Annotated in this window: 15 protein-coding genes; 13 read left to right on the top strand and 2 right to left on the bottom strand. The window is 43.9% G+C overall.

The features are described 5' to 3' along the window. The first annotated feature begins 138 nt into the window (after nucleotides 1–138). The 9 genes from ACPW7N_RS01650 (at nucleotide 139) to ACPW7N_RS01610 (ending at nucleotide 11204) form a co-directional block, all read left to right on the top strand. A complete protein-coding gene (locus tag ACPW7N_RS01650; RefSeq protein ID WP_425649244.1) occupies nucleotides 139–3825 on the top strand; it encodes a nitrate reductase subunit alpha in 3687 nt (1228 codons plus the stop codon). Further along, entirely contained in the window at nucleotides 3815–5332 is a 1518-nt protein-coding gene (gene narH, locus ACPW7N_RS01645; RefSeq protein WP_425649243.1) for a nitrate reductase subunit beta, read from the top strand. Before ACPW7N_RS01650 ends, narH begins: the two co-directional genes overlap by 11 nt. After that, nucleotides 5292–5834: a nitrate reductase molybdenum cofactor assembly chaperone gene (gene narJ / locus ACPW7N_RS01640; protein ID WP_425649242.1), complete on the top strand. Its 543-nt coding sequence runs from the start codon at nucleotides 5292–5294 to the stop codon at nucleotides 5832–5834. The genes narH and narJ overlap by 41 nt, the downstream gene beginning before the upstream one ends. A 17-nt stretch (nucleotides 5835–5851) precedes the next feature. After that, on the top strand, nucleotides 5852–6544 hold the full coding sequence (gene narI / locus ACPW7N_RS01635) for a respiratory nitrate reductase subunit gamma (RefSeq protein WP_425649241.1): 693 nt from the start codon (nucleotides 5852–5854) through the stop codon (nucleotides 6542–6544). Between the two features lie 269 nt (nucleotides 6545–6813). Continuing rightward, nucleotides 6814–7311 (top strand): GAF domain-containing protein, encoded by a 498-nt coding sequence (locus ACPW7N_RS01630; protein ID WP_425649240.1) that lies wholly within the window; start codon nucleotides 6814–6816, stop codon nucleotides 7309–7311. 89 nt (nucleotides 7312–7400) lie between these two features. Beyond that, the gene (locus tag ACPW7N_RS01625) at nucleotides 7401–8495 is read left to right on the top strand and encodes a sensor histidine kinase (protein ID WP_425649239.1); all 1095 of its coding nucleotides are present in this window, start codon (nucleotides 7401–7403) and stop codon (nucleotides 8493–8495) included. Continuing rightward, nucleotides 8467–9123, top strand: coding sequence for a response regulator (locus ACPW7N_RS01620; RefSeq protein ID WP_425649238.1), 657 nt, complete (start codon nucleotides 8467–8469; stop codon nucleotides 9121–9123). Before ACPW7N_RS01625 ends, ACPW7N_RS01620 begins: the two co-directional genes overlap by 29 nt. Before the next feature lie 485 nt (nucleotides 9124–9608). Next, complete coding sequence (locus ACPW7N_RS01615; protein ID WP_425649237.1) at nucleotides 9609–10850, top strand: cbb3-type cytochrome c oxidase subunit I; 1242 nt, start codon at nucleotides 9609–9611, stop codon at nucleotides 10848–10850. A gap of 51 nt (nucleotides 10851–10901) precedes the next feature. Then, nucleotides 10902–11204 carry a metal-sulfur cluster assembly factor gene (locus ACPW7N_RS01610; protein WP_425649236.1) on the top strand — a complete coding sequence of 101 codons (303 nt, stop codon included), beginning with the start codon at nucleotides 10902–10904 and terminating at the stop codon, nucleotides 11202–11204. A 63-nt stretch (nucleotides 11205–11267) separates the two neighbouring features. Here the strand turns inward: ACPW7N_RS01610 and ACPW7N_RS01605 are convergent, their stop codons facing one another. After that, nucleotides 11268–12449, bottom strand: a complete 1182-nt coding sequence (locus tag ACPW7N_RS01605; protein WP_425649235.1) for a radical SAM protein — start codon at nucleotides 12447–12449, stop codon at nucleotides 11268–11270. 130 nt (nucleotides 12450–12579) lie between these two features. Here ACPW7N_RS01605 and ACPW7N_RS01600 point away from each other — a divergent pair, with 130 nt between their 5' ends. The 4 genes from ACPW7N_RS01600 (at nucleotide 12580) to ACPW7N_RS01585 (ending at nucleotide 15331) form a co-directional block, all read left to right on the top strand. Then, nucleotides 12580–13122, top strand: coding sequence for a hemerythrin domain-containing protein (locus ACPW7N_RS01600; RefSeq protein ID WP_425649234.1), 543 nt, complete (start codon nucleotides 12580–12582; stop codon nucleotides 13120–13122). An 18-nt stretch (nucleotides 13123–13140) separates the two neighbouring features. After that, entirely contained in the window at nucleotides 13141–14229 is a 1089-nt protein-coding gene (locus ACPW7N_RS01595; RefSeq protein ID WP_425649233.1) for a TIGR04053 family radical SAM/SPASM domain-containing protein, read from the top strand. Then, nucleotides 14217–14969 (top strand): YwiC-like family protein, encoded by a 753-nt coding sequence (locus ACPW7N_RS01590; protein WP_425649232.1) that lies wholly within the window; start codon nucleotides 14217–14219, stop codon nucleotides 14967–14969. Before ACPW7N_RS01595 ends, ACPW7N_RS01590 begins: the two co-directional genes overlap by 13 nt. Nucleotides 14970–15058: 89 nt before the next feature. Continuing rightward, nucleotides 15059–15331, top strand: a complete 273-nt coding sequence (locus ACPW7N_RS01585) for a hypothetical protein (RefSeq protein WP_425649231.1) — start codon at nucleotides 15059–15061, stop codon at nucleotides 15329–15331. Between the two features lie 55 nt (nucleotides 15332–15386). On the opposite strand, the gene ACPW7N_RS01580 is transcribed toward ACPW7N_RS01585, so the two are convergent. Beyond that, the coding region (locus ACPW7N_RS01580) for a M15 family metallopeptidase (protein ID WP_425649230.1) at nucleotides 15387–15605 on the bottom strand (219 nt) is incomplete at its 5' end.

Below are 15605 nucleotides of genomic sequence, written 5' to 3'. Positions count from 1 at the left end.
AATCTCAGGGAAACTCCCGATGACGTAAACCTATTAGTTCAAGGTAGACTAGAATCGTAGAACAAATCCTTATGAATTATCAAAACATCGTAAAAAGTAAGCCAATACTCAAAAGATTTATGTGAAAGGAGATACACCATGAAGAACAAACTTTCACCATTTCTGAAGAAGCTTCGTTTCTTCCAACCGAGTGAACGTTATTCGAATGGGTGGAGCGAGATGTCGCCGAACGATCGCGAGTGGGAAAAAGTATATCGCAGACGTTGGCAACACGATAAAGTAGTTCGTACCACTCACGGTGTTAACTGTACGGGATCGTGCAGTTGGAAAGTCTTTGTAAAAGACGGAATTATCACTTGGGAGAACCAGCAAACGGATTACCCTAGCTGTGGTCCCGACATGCCGGAATTTGAACCACGCGGCTGTGCTCGTGGAGCGAGTTTCTCCTGGTATGTATATAGCCCATTGCGTGTGAAATACCCTTATGCACGCGGAGCATTATTGAAACTTTGGAGAGAACAATTAGCGAAAACAAAAGATCCTGTTGAAGCATGGAAAAGCATCGTAGAGAACAAAGAATTAGCTAACCAGTACAAAAAAGCTCGCGGTAAAGGCGGCTTCGTACGTGTGAATTGGCAAGAGATTTCTGAGTTGATCTCGGCATCCATGATTTACAACATCAAAACATATGGTCCTGACCGTATCGCAGGTTTCACACCGATTCCAGCGATGTCGATGGTAAGTTACGCATCTGGTGCGCGTTTCCTTTCAATGGTAGGTGCCCCAATGCTCAGCTTCTACGATTGGTATGCTGACTTGCCGCCAGCTTCTCCGCAAGTATGGGGAGAACAGACAGACGTTCCAGAAAGTTCTGACTGGTATAACTCCGGCTACATCATGATGTGGGGTTCCAACGTACCAATGACTCGTACGCCAGACGCTCACTTCATGACAGAAGTTCGTTACAAAGGTACGAAAGTAGTTGCCGTCAGCCCAGACTATGCAGAGAACGTAAAATTTGCGGATAACTGGCTTGCTGTTAACCCAGGTCAAGACGCTGCGTTGGCACAAGCAATGACTCACGTAATCCTCAAAGAATTCTATGTAGACAACCAAACGGAATACTTCGTAAATTACGCAAAACGATATACTGACTTGCCTTACCTCATTCAGTTGAAGAAAAAAGGCGATCGTTTCGTATCAGACCGCTTCCTAGTAGCTAGTGACTTGAATCAAGAAGTTACAAACTCAGAGTGGAAAACGGCGGTACTTGATGCAAACACAGGTAACATCGTAATTCCGAACGGTAGTATTGGTCACCGTTGGGGTGAAAAAGGCAAGTGGAATCTGAAATTGGAAGATGAGCACGGAAATGCGTTTGATCCGCAACTTACTCTTCTCGGTTCAGAAGATGAAATTATCGAAGTTGATCTTCCTTACTTCGACGACGATACTCGTGGTACGATCAGCCGTTCGATCCCAGTGAAACGCATCGAAAAAGATGGAGAGATCACTTACGTAACAACTGTTTATGACATTATGCTTGCAAACTATGGTGTTGGTCGCGACGGCTTGAAAGGCTACCCTACAAGCTACGAGGATATGGATGCTTACACACCAGCTTGGCAAGTACAACATACAGGCGTTAAAGCTGAGCTAGTTACTCAAATTGCTCGCGAATTCGCTCAAAATGCTGTAGATACTGACGGACGATCCATGATTATCATGGGTGCGGGTATCAACCACTGGTTCAATGGTGACACCATCTATCGTGCTATCCTGAACCTTGTTATCTTGACAGGTTCCCAAGGTGTAAACGGTGGAGGATGGGCTCACTACGTTGGACAAGAAAAATGCCGTCCGGTTGAAGGTTGGTCCAGCATTGCGTTTGGTCGTGACTGGTCAATGCCGCCACGTCTGCAAAATGCGACTTCCTTCTATTATTTCGCAACAAATCAATGGAGATACGAAGAGTTGCCACTTGGAGATTTGACTGCAGCAACAGTTGACAAACCAAGATATCAGCACTCCGCTGACTACAATGTATTGGCTGCACGTTTGGGATGGTTGCCCTCTTATCCGCAGTTCGATAAAAACTCACTGGATATCTTCGACGATGCGAAAAAAGCAGGTGCTGAGACTCCAGAAGATGTTGTGAAGTACACAGTGGATTTGTTGAAAGATGGCAAAATGAACTTTGCTATTGAAGACCCTGACAATCCGGTTAACTTCCCACGTCAATTGTTCGTATGGCGTTCCAACCTGATTTCGTCTTCTGCAAAAGGTCATGAGTACTTCTTGAAACACTTGCTCGGTACTACCAACAACAATCTTTCTGAAGAAAGCTCCGATTTCAAACCTTCAGAAGTGAAATGGCGTGACGAAGCAGCAGAAGGAAAACTTGACTTGCTTGTAAGCTTGGATTTCCGCATGGCTGGTAACGCACTGTATTCCGATATCGTATTGCCTGCAGCAACATGGTACGAAAAACATGACATCAGCAGTACAGACATGCACCCATTCGTTCATCCATTGAACCCGGCGATCAACCCGCCATGGGAAGCAAAATCTGACTGGGATATCTTCAAATCCTTGGCACAACGATTCCAGGAAATGGCGAAACAATATCTTCCACAACCACGCAAAGACATCGTTGCAGCTCCACTCTTGCACGATTCACCAGACGAGATTGCACAACCATTCGGACGTGTACTCGACTGGAAAAAAGGTGAGGTTGAAGCCATTCCAGGTAAGACAATGCCTAAATTTGTGATCGTTGAGCGTGATTACACCAAGATCTACGACAAGTTTATCGCTCTTGGACCATTGCTTCAAAAGAACCCGATTGGGGCTCACGGTATCTCCTTCCCAGTAGCGGAAGAGTACGAGAAACTCAAAAAGATCAATGGACAAATTACAACAGAAGGTATCACGCAAGGATTGCCTTCTATCGAAACTGCTCGTAAAGCAGCAGAAGCGATTCTTCATATGTCCAGTGCAACCAACGGTCAAGTGGCCCTGCGTGCATGGGAAGCAGAAGAGAAGAAAACGGGTCTTGAACTGAAAGACTTGGCGGAAGAACGTGCAGCAGAAGCATTCACTTTCGATGATATTACAGCACAGCCAAGACAAGTAATTCCAACTCCTGTATTCTCTGGTTCCAATAAAGGTGACCGTCGTTATTCACCATTTACTACAAGCATCGAGCGTCTCGTACCATTCCGTACATTGACTGGTCGTCAACAATTCTACGTTGACCATGAGATCATGTTGGAATACGGTGAGCAGATGCCAATCTACAAACCGACATTGCCGAAATCCGTATTCTCGCACAGAGATAATCGTCCGGCAACAGAACACAAAGAAGTTACACTCCGTTACCTTACGCCACATGGTAAATGGAACATTCACAGTACGTACCAAGATAACCTCTTGATGCTTACCTTGTTCCGTGGTGGTCCAAACGTTTGGATCAACAACCAGGATGCAGAAGAAGGCGGAATCAAAGATAACGATTGGGTAGAAGTATTCAACCGTAACGGTGTGGTTGTGGCTCGTGCGGTAGTCAGTCACCGTATGCCACGTGGAACCATGTTCATGTACCACGCTCAAGACAAGCACATCAACGTTCCTGGTTCTACAATCACAAATGACCGTGGTGGTACGCACAACAGCCCGACGAAGATTCATGTGAAACCAACTCAAGTAATTGGTGGATATGCACAATTAAGCTACGGCTTTAACTACTATGGCCCAATCGGTAACCAACGTGACCTTTACGTGGCTGTTCGTAAGTTGAAGGAGGTGAACTGGCTTGAAAATTAAAGCGCAAGTTGCAATGGTAATGAACCTTGACAAGTGTATCGGCTGTCACACATGCTCCGTTACGTGTAAAAATACTTGGACCAACCGTCCGGGTGCTGAGTACATTTGGTTTAACAACGTAGAGACCAAGCCAGGTGTAGGTTATCCAGTTCAATGGGAAGATCAAGCGAAACACAAAGGCGGATGGATGTTAAAAGACGGAAAACTGGAGCTTCGCTCTGGTTCCAAAATTAACAAACTGGCTTTGGGTAAAATCTTCTACAACCCTGATTTGCCAACAATTGATGAATATTATGAGCCATGGACTTATGAGTATGAAGCATTAACCAATAGTCCACAAAAGAAACACCAACCAGTTGCTCGTCCGAAATCCAGACTTACCAATGAGTATATGGATATCAAATGGGGCCCTAACTGGGAGGATGACTTGGCCGGTGCACACGTGACCGGTTACAAAGATCCAAACATGCAAAAGTTAGAAGAGCAGATCAGAATGGAATTCGAACAAGCATTCATGATGTATCTGCCACGTATTTGCGAACACTGCTTAAACCCAGGTTGCGTAGCATCTTGCCCATCTGGTGCGATGTACAAACGTGACGAAGACGGTATCGTACTGGTTGACCAAGAGGCTTGCCGTGGATGGCGCTACTGTATGTCAGGCTGCCCTTACAAAAAGGTATACTTCAACTGGCAAACACAAAAAGCCGAGAAATGTACACTTTGTTTCCCACGTATTGAAGCAGGTCTGCCAACAGTATGTTCTGAAACTTGTACTGGTCGTATCCGTTACATCGGTATCCTCTTGTATGATGCAGACCGTGTACAAGAAGTTGCGTCTACTCCAGATGAGAAAGACCTTTACAAAGCACAACTTAGCCTGTTCTTGGATCCAAATGATCCTGCAGTCATTGAACAAGCACGTCGTGACGGAATTTCTGATGACTGGTTAGAAGCTGCGAAACGTTCACCAATCTACAAGCTGGCAATCAAACACGGTGTTGCCCTGCCATTGCACCCAGAGTATCGCACACTCCCAATGGTATGGTATGTACCACCGCTCAGCCCGATCATGAACGTATTTGAAGGAAAAGGTTCCAACTTTGATGCTAACAATATCTTCCCAGCAATTAACGAGATGAGAATTCCAGTTCAATTCCTGGCTAACATCCTGACTGCTGGTGATACAGACATCATTACAAATGTATTGGGCCGCATGGCAGCTATGCGTCAACACATGCGTGCGCTGAATACAAACAAAGAACCTGATCTCAAATTGCTCGAAAAACTCGGCTTGGATGATCAAACTGTTCAAGAAATGTACCGTTTGCTCGCAATTGCTAAGTATGAAGATCGTTTCGTGATTCCACCAGCTCACAAAGAAGAATTTATGAACCTCTACAGCGAACAAGGCTCTACCGGATATGACTTTGCATCTTGCAACTCTTGTGAAGTGGGGGATTACCATGGAGACAACGCTAACTTCTACCCATCCTACAGAAAGTAATGAGCAACGCATGTTTCAGTTCTTGTCAGTACTTCTACAGTACCCAGAAGGACTGGAGATTGCTGAATTACGGGAAGAAGCAAATACAATTGCTGATACACAAATCAAGCAATTAGTTACACAGTTCATCGATTACCTGGCAAGCACGAATGAAGAGGCTTTGACAGAAACGTACGTCAATACCTTTGACTTTAACTCAGCAAGCACGCTCTACCTCACCTATTCCAACTTAGGTGAGGAGCGTGAGCGGGGGCAAGTACTGGTCCAATTGAAAGAGTTGTACGATGCGATTGGATTCGAGCTTGTTACAGAAGAACTTCCTGACTATTTTCCGCTCGTACTTGAGATTTTCTCTGTAGCACCAAAAGAAGTGGTTCAAACATTAACCGAAGACTTCCGTCCGGGCATTGAGAAACTCCATGCGGAGCTTGTGAAAGCAGAGAGTCCTTATGCTTCGTTAATCGAAGCTTGTCAAATTCATATCGAACAATACGTTAAGTAAATAACGGAGGTGGCACCGTGAATTTCTGGAACCAATTCCTCTGGATCATCTATCCATATCTGATGCTGACGACTTTTATCGTTGTTCACATCTATCGTTATAATACCGACCAGCTTGCCTGGACTGCTAAATCCAGTGAATTCCTTGAAAAGAAAAGCTTAATGTGGGGCAGCATGCTGTTTCACGTCGGGATTGTAATGGTATTCTTCGGTCACGTAGCAGGTTTGATGATCCCGAAATCATTCATGGAAAGTGTCGGCGTTTCTGAGCATTTGTACCATGCTGGAGCAGTATACCTCGGTGGTCTTGCGGGTATTATGTGTTTGGTTGGTATTACGATTCTGTTCTTGCGTCGCATTAACGTAAAGCGTGTTCGCGTTACCAGCACTGCATCTGATATGTTGGTAGCCATTTTGATCCTTGCAAACGTAGCATTAGGCGTTGCGATGACTCTGGGATACAACATGTTTGGCGACGGTTATGACTACCGTGAAACGATCTCACCTTGGTTGAGAGGATTGCTTACTTTCAGACCAGATGCATCCCTGATGGCTGAAGTACCGCTTTTCTTCCAACTTCACGTAATTTTCTCTTTTGCGATCTTCGGTATTTGGCCGTTCACTCGCCTTGTACACGTATGGAGTGTGCCGCTTGCATACTTCAAACGTAGCTATATCGTTTATCGTAGTCGCAATAACCATGTAGCGTAGGTTATTTTTCTAAAAGTAATCCCAATCCGATAAGGAGTGATTGGGATTATTTTTTTACACATACCATGGAAAATTATGTATATTAAAGACTGTGTTGAGAAATAAGAACCAATCGTGGTATAAAGAGGGAACAAGAATTGTCAACTCTGTGAAGTCAAGGTATTTTCCCCTATATGATCAGGGAATTCCCTGATAACTCAAATGGTTAGAATAATGTTAAACTGAGTGTAACGATTGATATAAAAGCAGTTGGTTTGGAGGCATGAACTATGGGAAGTCTACAAGGTGATATCGAAGCGAGTCTAAGTGAACTTAGACGTTTAACTGCAACTGACTTCGCCGCAATTGCCTGGCTAGATAACGAACAAATGATTCGTTGGAAATACGCCTCTGGAAACAGAAATGATCGATATAAAAGAATTGTTCTGCGATTTGGTAAAGGGATTGCGGGTAAAGTAATGAGTTCCGGGCGACCGATGATTCTCGATTCGTTTACACCAAAAAGCGGTGATGATCCACGTGAATATCCTATTTTATTGGCTGAAGGCCTGAAAAGCATTGCAGCGGTTCCAATCACGACAAATGAACGGGTAAAAGGCGTTTTATTAGTTGGCTGCAGAGACACTCGTTCTTTTGAAGATGATGTTGTTGAACTTGTGATTAGTGTGGCGGAGCAGTTGGAGTCCATGCTACGACCAAAACCGGGAACATCCGTTTTTCCAGTGACACACTTTCAAGATTGGGCTAATCCTTCACAATCATCCTAGAATTAATGACGTTAATATGTTTAATATGTTGAAAAGCCTGATTAATCATTTTATGATGGAAGTAACAAACGGAAAAAGGGGACGTTACCATGGCTTGGTTGGCAAATGTGAGTGCCACCTATAATACATCCTCTATCCTGCATTCTATTTTTGAGAATGTGACTGACGCTATCCTAGTTGTTAGTAAGGAAGGGTTTGTTATAGGTGCAAACCGTGCAGCAGAAAAAATAACCGGATATCCTGCCGAAGAATTAATAGGAAAAGTACCCTTTTGTAATATTTGTCGTGGCATGGCTACCGGAACAGAGGAAATAACCTGTAACGAATGTTTTTCAACTATGCAATCCATGCCTTCCTTTGAAATGCACATAACTGCAAAAGATGGGCGCCAGTTTACCATAGCAGCCAGCTCTACTCGATTGCCCGAGGAAGCGGATTTAGCTATGGTTGTCATTTTACGTGACATGACCGAGCAGCATCGGATGGAGCGAGAACGGTTCCAACGTCAAATTACCAACTACATTATTCAAGCACAAGAAGAAGAGCGCAAACGCATTTCACGTGATTTGCATGATGGTGTCGGTCAAGCGCTTTACAGTATCGTGGTCGGGTTGAAAGTAGTAAATCAAGCTAACGTCGATACGGAGCTGAAGAACTTGCTTGTCGACATTCAACAAATGACAGCACGAGCTCTGGATGAAGTTAAGAGCATGGCTGTAGAGTTGCGCCCGTCTGCGCTGGATGACCTGGGGTTGATCCCGGCTATCCGCTCTTATTCCAAGCGATATGAAGATACATTCGGGATTGTGACAGAATTGGATGTTGTTGGCTCTAGACGAAGATTCCATTCGTCTGTGGAGACTGCTCTCTACCGAATTTGTCAGGAAGCGATGATCAACGCTGCTAAATATGCGGATACTGATAAATTATTTGTCCGTTTCCGAGACTTGGGCAAAATGATAGAATTATCTATAGAAGACTTTGGCCGAGGTTTTGATTTAAATCAACTTCGTATATTGGGTACAGGACTTGGATTGTACGGCATGAAAGAACGAGCGAGCCTTCTCGGTGGAGAAGTAGATATTCAATCGGCCCCCGGCAAAGGAACAACCATTAAAGTATTGATTCCTGTCAATGAGAAAGGGGAACCATTGCATGTCGATACGGGTACTTATAGCAGATGATCATGCGATTGTCCGCTCGGGTCTGTCGATGCTGATTAATGCACAAGAGGATATGGAAGTAGTCGGCACGGCAGCAGACGGTAAAGAGGCATTTGACAAAGCAATGGAGTTCAAGCCTGATATCGTTTTAATGGATTTAAGCATGCCTCCTGGGGAGAATGGTCTTTCTGCAACCACTCGTTTGAAGGCAGCAGCACCTCAAATTGATATCCTCGTGCTGACGATGCATGACGATGAGGAATACCTCTTTCGTGTTCTACAAGCAGGTGCGTCCGGCTATATTCTGAAAAGTGCTCCTGATCTGGATTTGATTTCTGCGATTCGAACCGTCTTCCAGGGAGCTGCCTATTTATATCCGTCGGCAACGAAATCGTTAATTCAAGAGTTCCTGCAACGTGTACAAAGCGGGGAAGAGCAGGGGAAATTTGACGTGCTGACTGATCGTGAACGTGAGATCCTCGTGCTTATTGCAAAAGGCTATTCGAATAAAGAGATCGCTGAGCAACTGATTGTATCAGTGAAAACAATTGAGACACACAAGTCGAAGATCATGGAAAAACTTCATTTGAAAACACGTCCTGACCTTGTTCGTTATGCGGTGAAAAAAGGTTTACTGGATTTTGAATAAAAAAGTGCGAGTTTTTTACTCGCACTTTTTTCGTAGGGGCCCCGCCCGGTGCCAGCGATAGCTTGTGTCGGGTGGGTATTCTTACAGGAAACGTGAGTATTTTGATTGGCGCTTTAATTGTTCCACCTCATCTTTGGACAACTTCTTTTTCCCCGTGACATGATCCCAGAACTGACGTAGCGTAAACTCGGTAATCGGCTGCTGGCTTGAAGCATTTGCAGACAATCTTTATCAAAAATAGAAGTTTGCGAAAATCCCTTCCAGACTCCCTTAGCAAATTCTTTCTTTGACACATCGAACACCTACCCCTTGAGTGATCTGTTGTTCTTCCATTTATATACGAATTGTCATTCAGATGGTTTCAGTAGCTGCAACTGCGATTGAAAAAGATTCTCGTTTCGTGATCTGTCTCACACGTTTGTATTGTATAATTGGGTAGGATAAAGAAGAAAAACCCAACTCACTTATCGGGCAGGTGATATTCGTTGCAAAATACATTTCGTGTCCCCTTTTTGTTTATCGGGGTTGGCATCCTGTTATTCATTTTCTTCAATCTGTTCGCTTTAGTAGATCCCCAATTCTATGCTGAAAACAGCATCCGTATCCCATACGGCTGGAGTCTTGCTCACCTTGGCGTTTTGGGATGGGGTTCAATGATTGCCATGGGTGCCATCTATCAATTGCTGCAGGTCGTATTGCAGAGGCAAGTATACAGTGAAAAACTCTGCTATATGCATTTTGTAGCCTATAGTATAGGGGTTCTTGGTTTAGCACATGCCTTTTATCACTTCGATCTCAAACTGTTGATGGGATCAGCAATCTTTGTCTTTATTGGGATCTGCTTGTTTGTAATAAATATTTTGGCAACCGTCATGCAGGCAAAAAATTGGAACAGCATCACCGCTGCGGTCACGATCTCCATTGTTGCACTGCTGCTAACTGCTGCAACGGGTGCTCTGATGGGAGTCGACTTTTCGCTAGCCTTCCTTGGCAATCTGCACGATTCCTTGCTTCCCACACATATCTGGCTAGGCGTAATTGGATGGTTTGGACTCTTAATCGTTGGGTTCAGTTTTAAGCTTTTGCCGATGTTCTTACTAGCCCACAATTATTCGCAGCGTATTGAACCATGGATCGTCGGACTGATGACTGCAGGAATGATCGGTATGGCCTTGTCATTATTCTTAGGTCTGTCGACGATCATCCTGTGGATCAATTTGCTGCTTGTTACGATTGGTTTTGGGCTTTACTGGTATCATGTAGAACAGATGAACAAGCATCGTCACAAGGCAAGTCCTGGAGCAGGTATTGTCAGCGCTATATGGGTAGTGAGAGGGACATCCGTATTTTTTGTACTTGTTTTGTTGGCATTAGGGGCATTCCCGAGCTTATGGGTGAATGAATTCTTTATTCGAGGCGCTTTTTACTTCTTTCTCTTATTGTGGGTGAATGGCAGCATATTGTGTTACATGTCAAAAATTGTTCCGTTTCTTTGGTGGACACACAAATATAGCTCCCAGATGGGTAAGCCAGGAGTACCAGCCTTGGCTCAGCTATTAGTAGAGAAATCATTCTCGAACATTTTGAGAGTGTTGCTGGTTGCTCATGTAATATTCGGAATCACAGTGATGTTTGGAATCTCATCTGTGCAATTCTATTTGCAGTTGATCATCTCTTTATTGTCAATTGTGTACGCCAGTCAAATCGCTTTGGTATTTCGCAGATAAGGAATATCTACTTTGCAATATACTTGCTTATAAATAAAGGAGGAAAACAACATGCATACAAATGATCAATTGAAAGAACTGCTTAAAAGTGTAATCGACCCTGAATTGGGAGTTAATATCGTTGATCTGGGATTGGTTTACAATATCGAGCAATCAGAGAATGGGGAAGAAGTAATTGTTACGATGACTTTAACGACACCAGGTTGCCCATTGCACGACAGCATTGTAGGCGGGGTGAAATCGGTACTCAAATCAGCAGGGATTAATCTGGTGACAGTTGATCTCGTTTGGGCGCCAGCATGGTCTCCTGACAAAATGACAGATGCCGCTCGCAAACAGCTTGGCAGACTCTAATCAGAAAGTCTACAAAACAAACCCCTCAATCAGTGATTGAGGGGTTTCATTTATTTCGTTCAATTAACCGTTTTTCACAGGGGTAAGACCGATTTCTTCATCTGTCAGGAAGCATTGTGGATCGGATTCCCAATAGTCGCCATAGTAGCCAAGAGCACGAGGGCGGAAGTTTCCGTTACATACTTCAAAGTATTTGCACTCAGCACAGCGGCCTTTGATCATTTCTTTGCGGTTGCGAAGACCAGTGAGGATCGGGTGGTCGCTTTCCCAAATTTCCTTGAAGCTCTTTTCACGAAGATTTCCGAACGTAATATTTTGACTGAACTGATCTGCGTGAATGTTACCACGGTGGTCAATATTGCAAAGAGCAACACCAGAACGGTTACCACCATTGCGCAACAATTTTTCATAGATGCGCTCTGCAAGTTCAGGGTTTTCTTCTTTTGTTTTCAGGTAGAGATACACGCCATCTGCATGGTTGTCTACTGTCAGGATTTCACGTGCCTCGCCTTTATCTGCAAAACGTTTAATTGCATCGATAATCAAGTCAAGTGCTTCACGGGATTGCTCATGTGTAATATCATCTTCCACTGCGCCACGACCAGCGTACACAAGATGGTAGAAGCATGCACGTGGAATATTCTCTTTTTCCATTAATTCCAGAATGCTAGGCAATGATTCGATATTGTGACGATTCATGGTAAAACGCAATCCTACTTTTTGTCCGATTGCCAAGCAGTTGCGGATACCTTTGAGCGTCAATTCGAATGCGCCCTCTTTACGGCGGAATTTATCGTGGATTTCTCCGATACCATCCAAGCTGATTCCCACATAACTTACGCCGAGTTCTTTTAATTTTTTCGCTTTTTCTTCATTAATAAGTGTACCGTTTGTAGAGAATGTAATGCGGATCCCTTTGCCAATTGCATATTCAGCAAGTTCAAGGATGTCTGGGCGGATGAGCGGCTCACCACCAGAGAAAAGAATGACAGGAACTTTCGCATCGGCAAGCTGATCAATTACGTTTTTCGCTTCCTCGGTGCTAAATTCACCTTCATATTGTATTGCTTCAGAACTGGAGTAGCAGTGCAAACAGTTGAGATTGCAAGTTCTGGTAATATTCCAAACCACAACGGGTCCGTGACCTTCATGGGTACCTCTGTTTTGACCACGAGCTTCTTCAGAGTAACGTAGTTTGTCCCCAAAGGTTTGGGTTGTTTCAAGCAGACTGGATAATCCAATCATGTGTAGTTCCCTCCTTGTTAATGCATAGACTCATTGTAGCAACTGGATAGGCACGTAGATGTGATTTTTTTCACAACTTTCTTTGACAAATTAAGATACGATGGGTGTATCAGTAAGGGAGGGAAAGGAAATGCCGCATACCACGGGTAGTTGTAGGTTGAAGTATGGTCACCCCAATCGTTCGGAGCTACTCGCATTTTACTATAGAGATCACGATGTTGTAGAAGATCGTTTGGAGAGTATCAAGGTGGCTATTTTGAGTGATCAAATCTGGTCCGAAGAAAATCGACAAATCATTGACAGTTTCACTCAATTCCTGCGGCATGAACTGGAAAACCATTTAATAGAAGAAGAGCAAATTCTATTTCCTCAAATCGCTGAGGTTTTAGGTCAGGCAAATGGTCCGATTTCACTTATGAATGGAGAGCATCAGACCTTGCGTTCATTAGTTGACGAATTGGTGGTAGAGGTTGAGTCCTGTAAGATGATTCACCAGAAGACAAACAGGCTTATTGAACTTCTCTACCAGGTTGATGAATTTCTGGCCGACCATATGTATAAAGAAAATTGTGTGTTATTTCCAATGGCAGAACAGATCTTAACTGACTTTCAGAAAGCTCAGGTGCTGCATGCTTTGCAAGCAAGACGCGAGACTGCCAAGGTTTCTAAATAGGGTGTAGGAGTGAAAGAAATGTACGATCAGAATCCATTTATAGTTATTTGGGAAGTTACTCGAGCCTGTGCATTGAAATGTTTGCATTGTCGTGCCGAAGCTCAACCATTAGCGGATCCACGACAGTTGTCGAATGAAGAAGGCAAGAATCTAATTGATCAAATTGCGCAAATGGGTGATCCATTACTCGTATTCACAGGTGGCGATCCTCTGATGCGCCCTGATTTGCAAGACCTTACTCGTTATGCCATTTCCAAGGGCTTGCGAGTATCCATGACCCCTAGTGCAACACCTCGTGTAACGTTAGATGCGATGGCAAAAGCAAAAGAAGCTGGTCTTGCACGCTGGGCCTTCAGTGTCGATGGTCCAAATGCCGAGATTCACGATAAATTCAGAGGAACCAGAGGATCTTTTGATCTGACAGTAAAAGCACTGGCAAATTTGAAGGAGCTTGGTCTCCCGATTCAAATTAATACAACGGTTTCCCGTTACAATGCTGATAAACTGGAAGAAATGGCTGCACTCGTTGAAGAGTGGGGAGCCGTTCTCTGGAGCGTATTCTTCCTGGTGCCTACTGGACGTGGACAAATGGATGATATGGTTTCAGCAGAAGAACATGAGCGCATTTTCAACTGGCTCTTGAAGAAAACAAGAGAAGTCAGCTATGGCATCAAGACGACAGCAGCACCTGCCTTTAGAAGGGTTGCTCTACAAAATAAAGAAGCGATTCAAGCTAGCGGTAAAATCGACCTCAAAGAAAAACGACCGGATTTCTTGGGTCGAGCTGAATCAGGCGTGAATGACGGTAATGGATTTGTGTTTATTTCGCATATTGGGGAAGTGCAACCAAGCGGATTCTTACCAATCGTAGCAGGAAATGTGAGAGAGACACCGCTAGCGGAGATTTATCGTGAGAATCAGATTTTCAAGGACTTGCGTGATCCTAGCAAATTAAAAGGAAAATGTGGTGCCTGTGAATTCCGTAAGCTATGCGGTGGTTCTCGTGCACGTGCGTATGGTATCACAGGGGATTATCTCGAAAGCGATCCATCATGTGTTTACATTCCGAAAGGCTGGCAGGAGAGTGAGGTTGCATGCACGCAGTAACAACGAAGAACTCAAAACGGGTTTGGATTTTTCCGCGTGAGCATGGCGCATGGGCTATGCTGATTATGCCGTTTCTATTAGGCATAGCTATTTCAGGTGCAACTTTTTGGCATCTGTTGGCAGGAATCGGAATGTTCTTTGGATATTTAGCGATGAATGCGATGTTAACCGTCGTTCGTCAGCCAAAAAGATTGCGTGAATCACTTCTTTCTGTATCTGTATTTTCCGGTGTGGCGGGTTTGTTTTTGCTCGCCCCCTTCCTTGTAAAACCAACAGCGTTTGTACCGATGCTTGCTATGATTCCGTTGCTGGGTATTTCCGCTCTGTTCATCGTGAAGAAAAAGGAACGCAATTTTGGAAACGACCTGGTCGGAATTACGGCACTCACCATGCTACTGCCGATTGCTGCCTACCTTGGGCAAGAAGTGAGTCAGGAAAGTATCCTGTTGGCAATGCTTTTGAACATCATCTACTTCACGGGAAGTGTCTTTTATGTAAAAGCACTTTTTCGTGAAAAAACCAATCAAAGCTTCCGGATTATTGGGATACTGTTCCATCTGGTCGTCATTGCCGCCGTGCTGATCCTGCACGCACCTTCAATGATTGCACTTCTGTTTATTCCAGGCTGCATTAAAATGATTTCTGTTTTAAAGATCAATAAACTAACACCGATGACAGTAGGAATTACCGAGATTGTCAATTCGGTATGGTTCCTCGCCGGAGCTTTTATTTTGCTATAAAATTCCTGCTAATTTGACCATCGTGTGAAAATTTGATAGCATCTACTCTAGTTGGTTTTCCCAAAAACAACTGAGGAGGAGATGTGATTATGGCTACTACTCAAAAGAGAAATATGACAATTGGACTCATTATCGTTGCGATTGCAGCAGCGGTGATCCTATATTTCAGTATGCAAGATCGTTCACCCATGGTACCGCTTTTCTCTTATGAGCTAAACACCAAGCAGGTTCAACAGGTAGAGGACTACTTGAAGAAACATGACTATGATTATGAGATCAAAGGAAAAGAAGTACTTGTTCGACAAAGTAAATTTGATGAGATTTTGGTCAATATCAGCCAAGAGGGAATTCCAACTCCATAAAGACAAAAAGCAAAAGTCTATCACACTGATTTACAGCAGTTGTGATAGACTTTTTTTATCTTGTGAGGATTCCGCCGTAAACGGCATGGGTGTTGTTATGGATCGCCCAACGAATGTTTCCATAATCATAATGCCACCACTCTTCGGCGTAATTCACGAAACCGACTTGCATCATCAGATGGTACAGCCACCTGCGATTGATACGGACCATTGCTTCTCTTGGAGAGTAGGTAGACAAGGTTTCAAAATAGTTTGTTCTGGCCAATGAAGTGAA

It is taken from the genome of Brevibacillus nigriterrae (assembly GCF_049846925.1).
Taxonomy (GTDB): domain Bacteria; phylum Bacillota; class Bacilli; order Brevibacillales; family Brevibacillaceae; genus Brevibacillus_H.
Note: the sequence above shows the minus strand (reverse complement) of the source record. Positions and strands in the feature narration are given on the sequence as shown.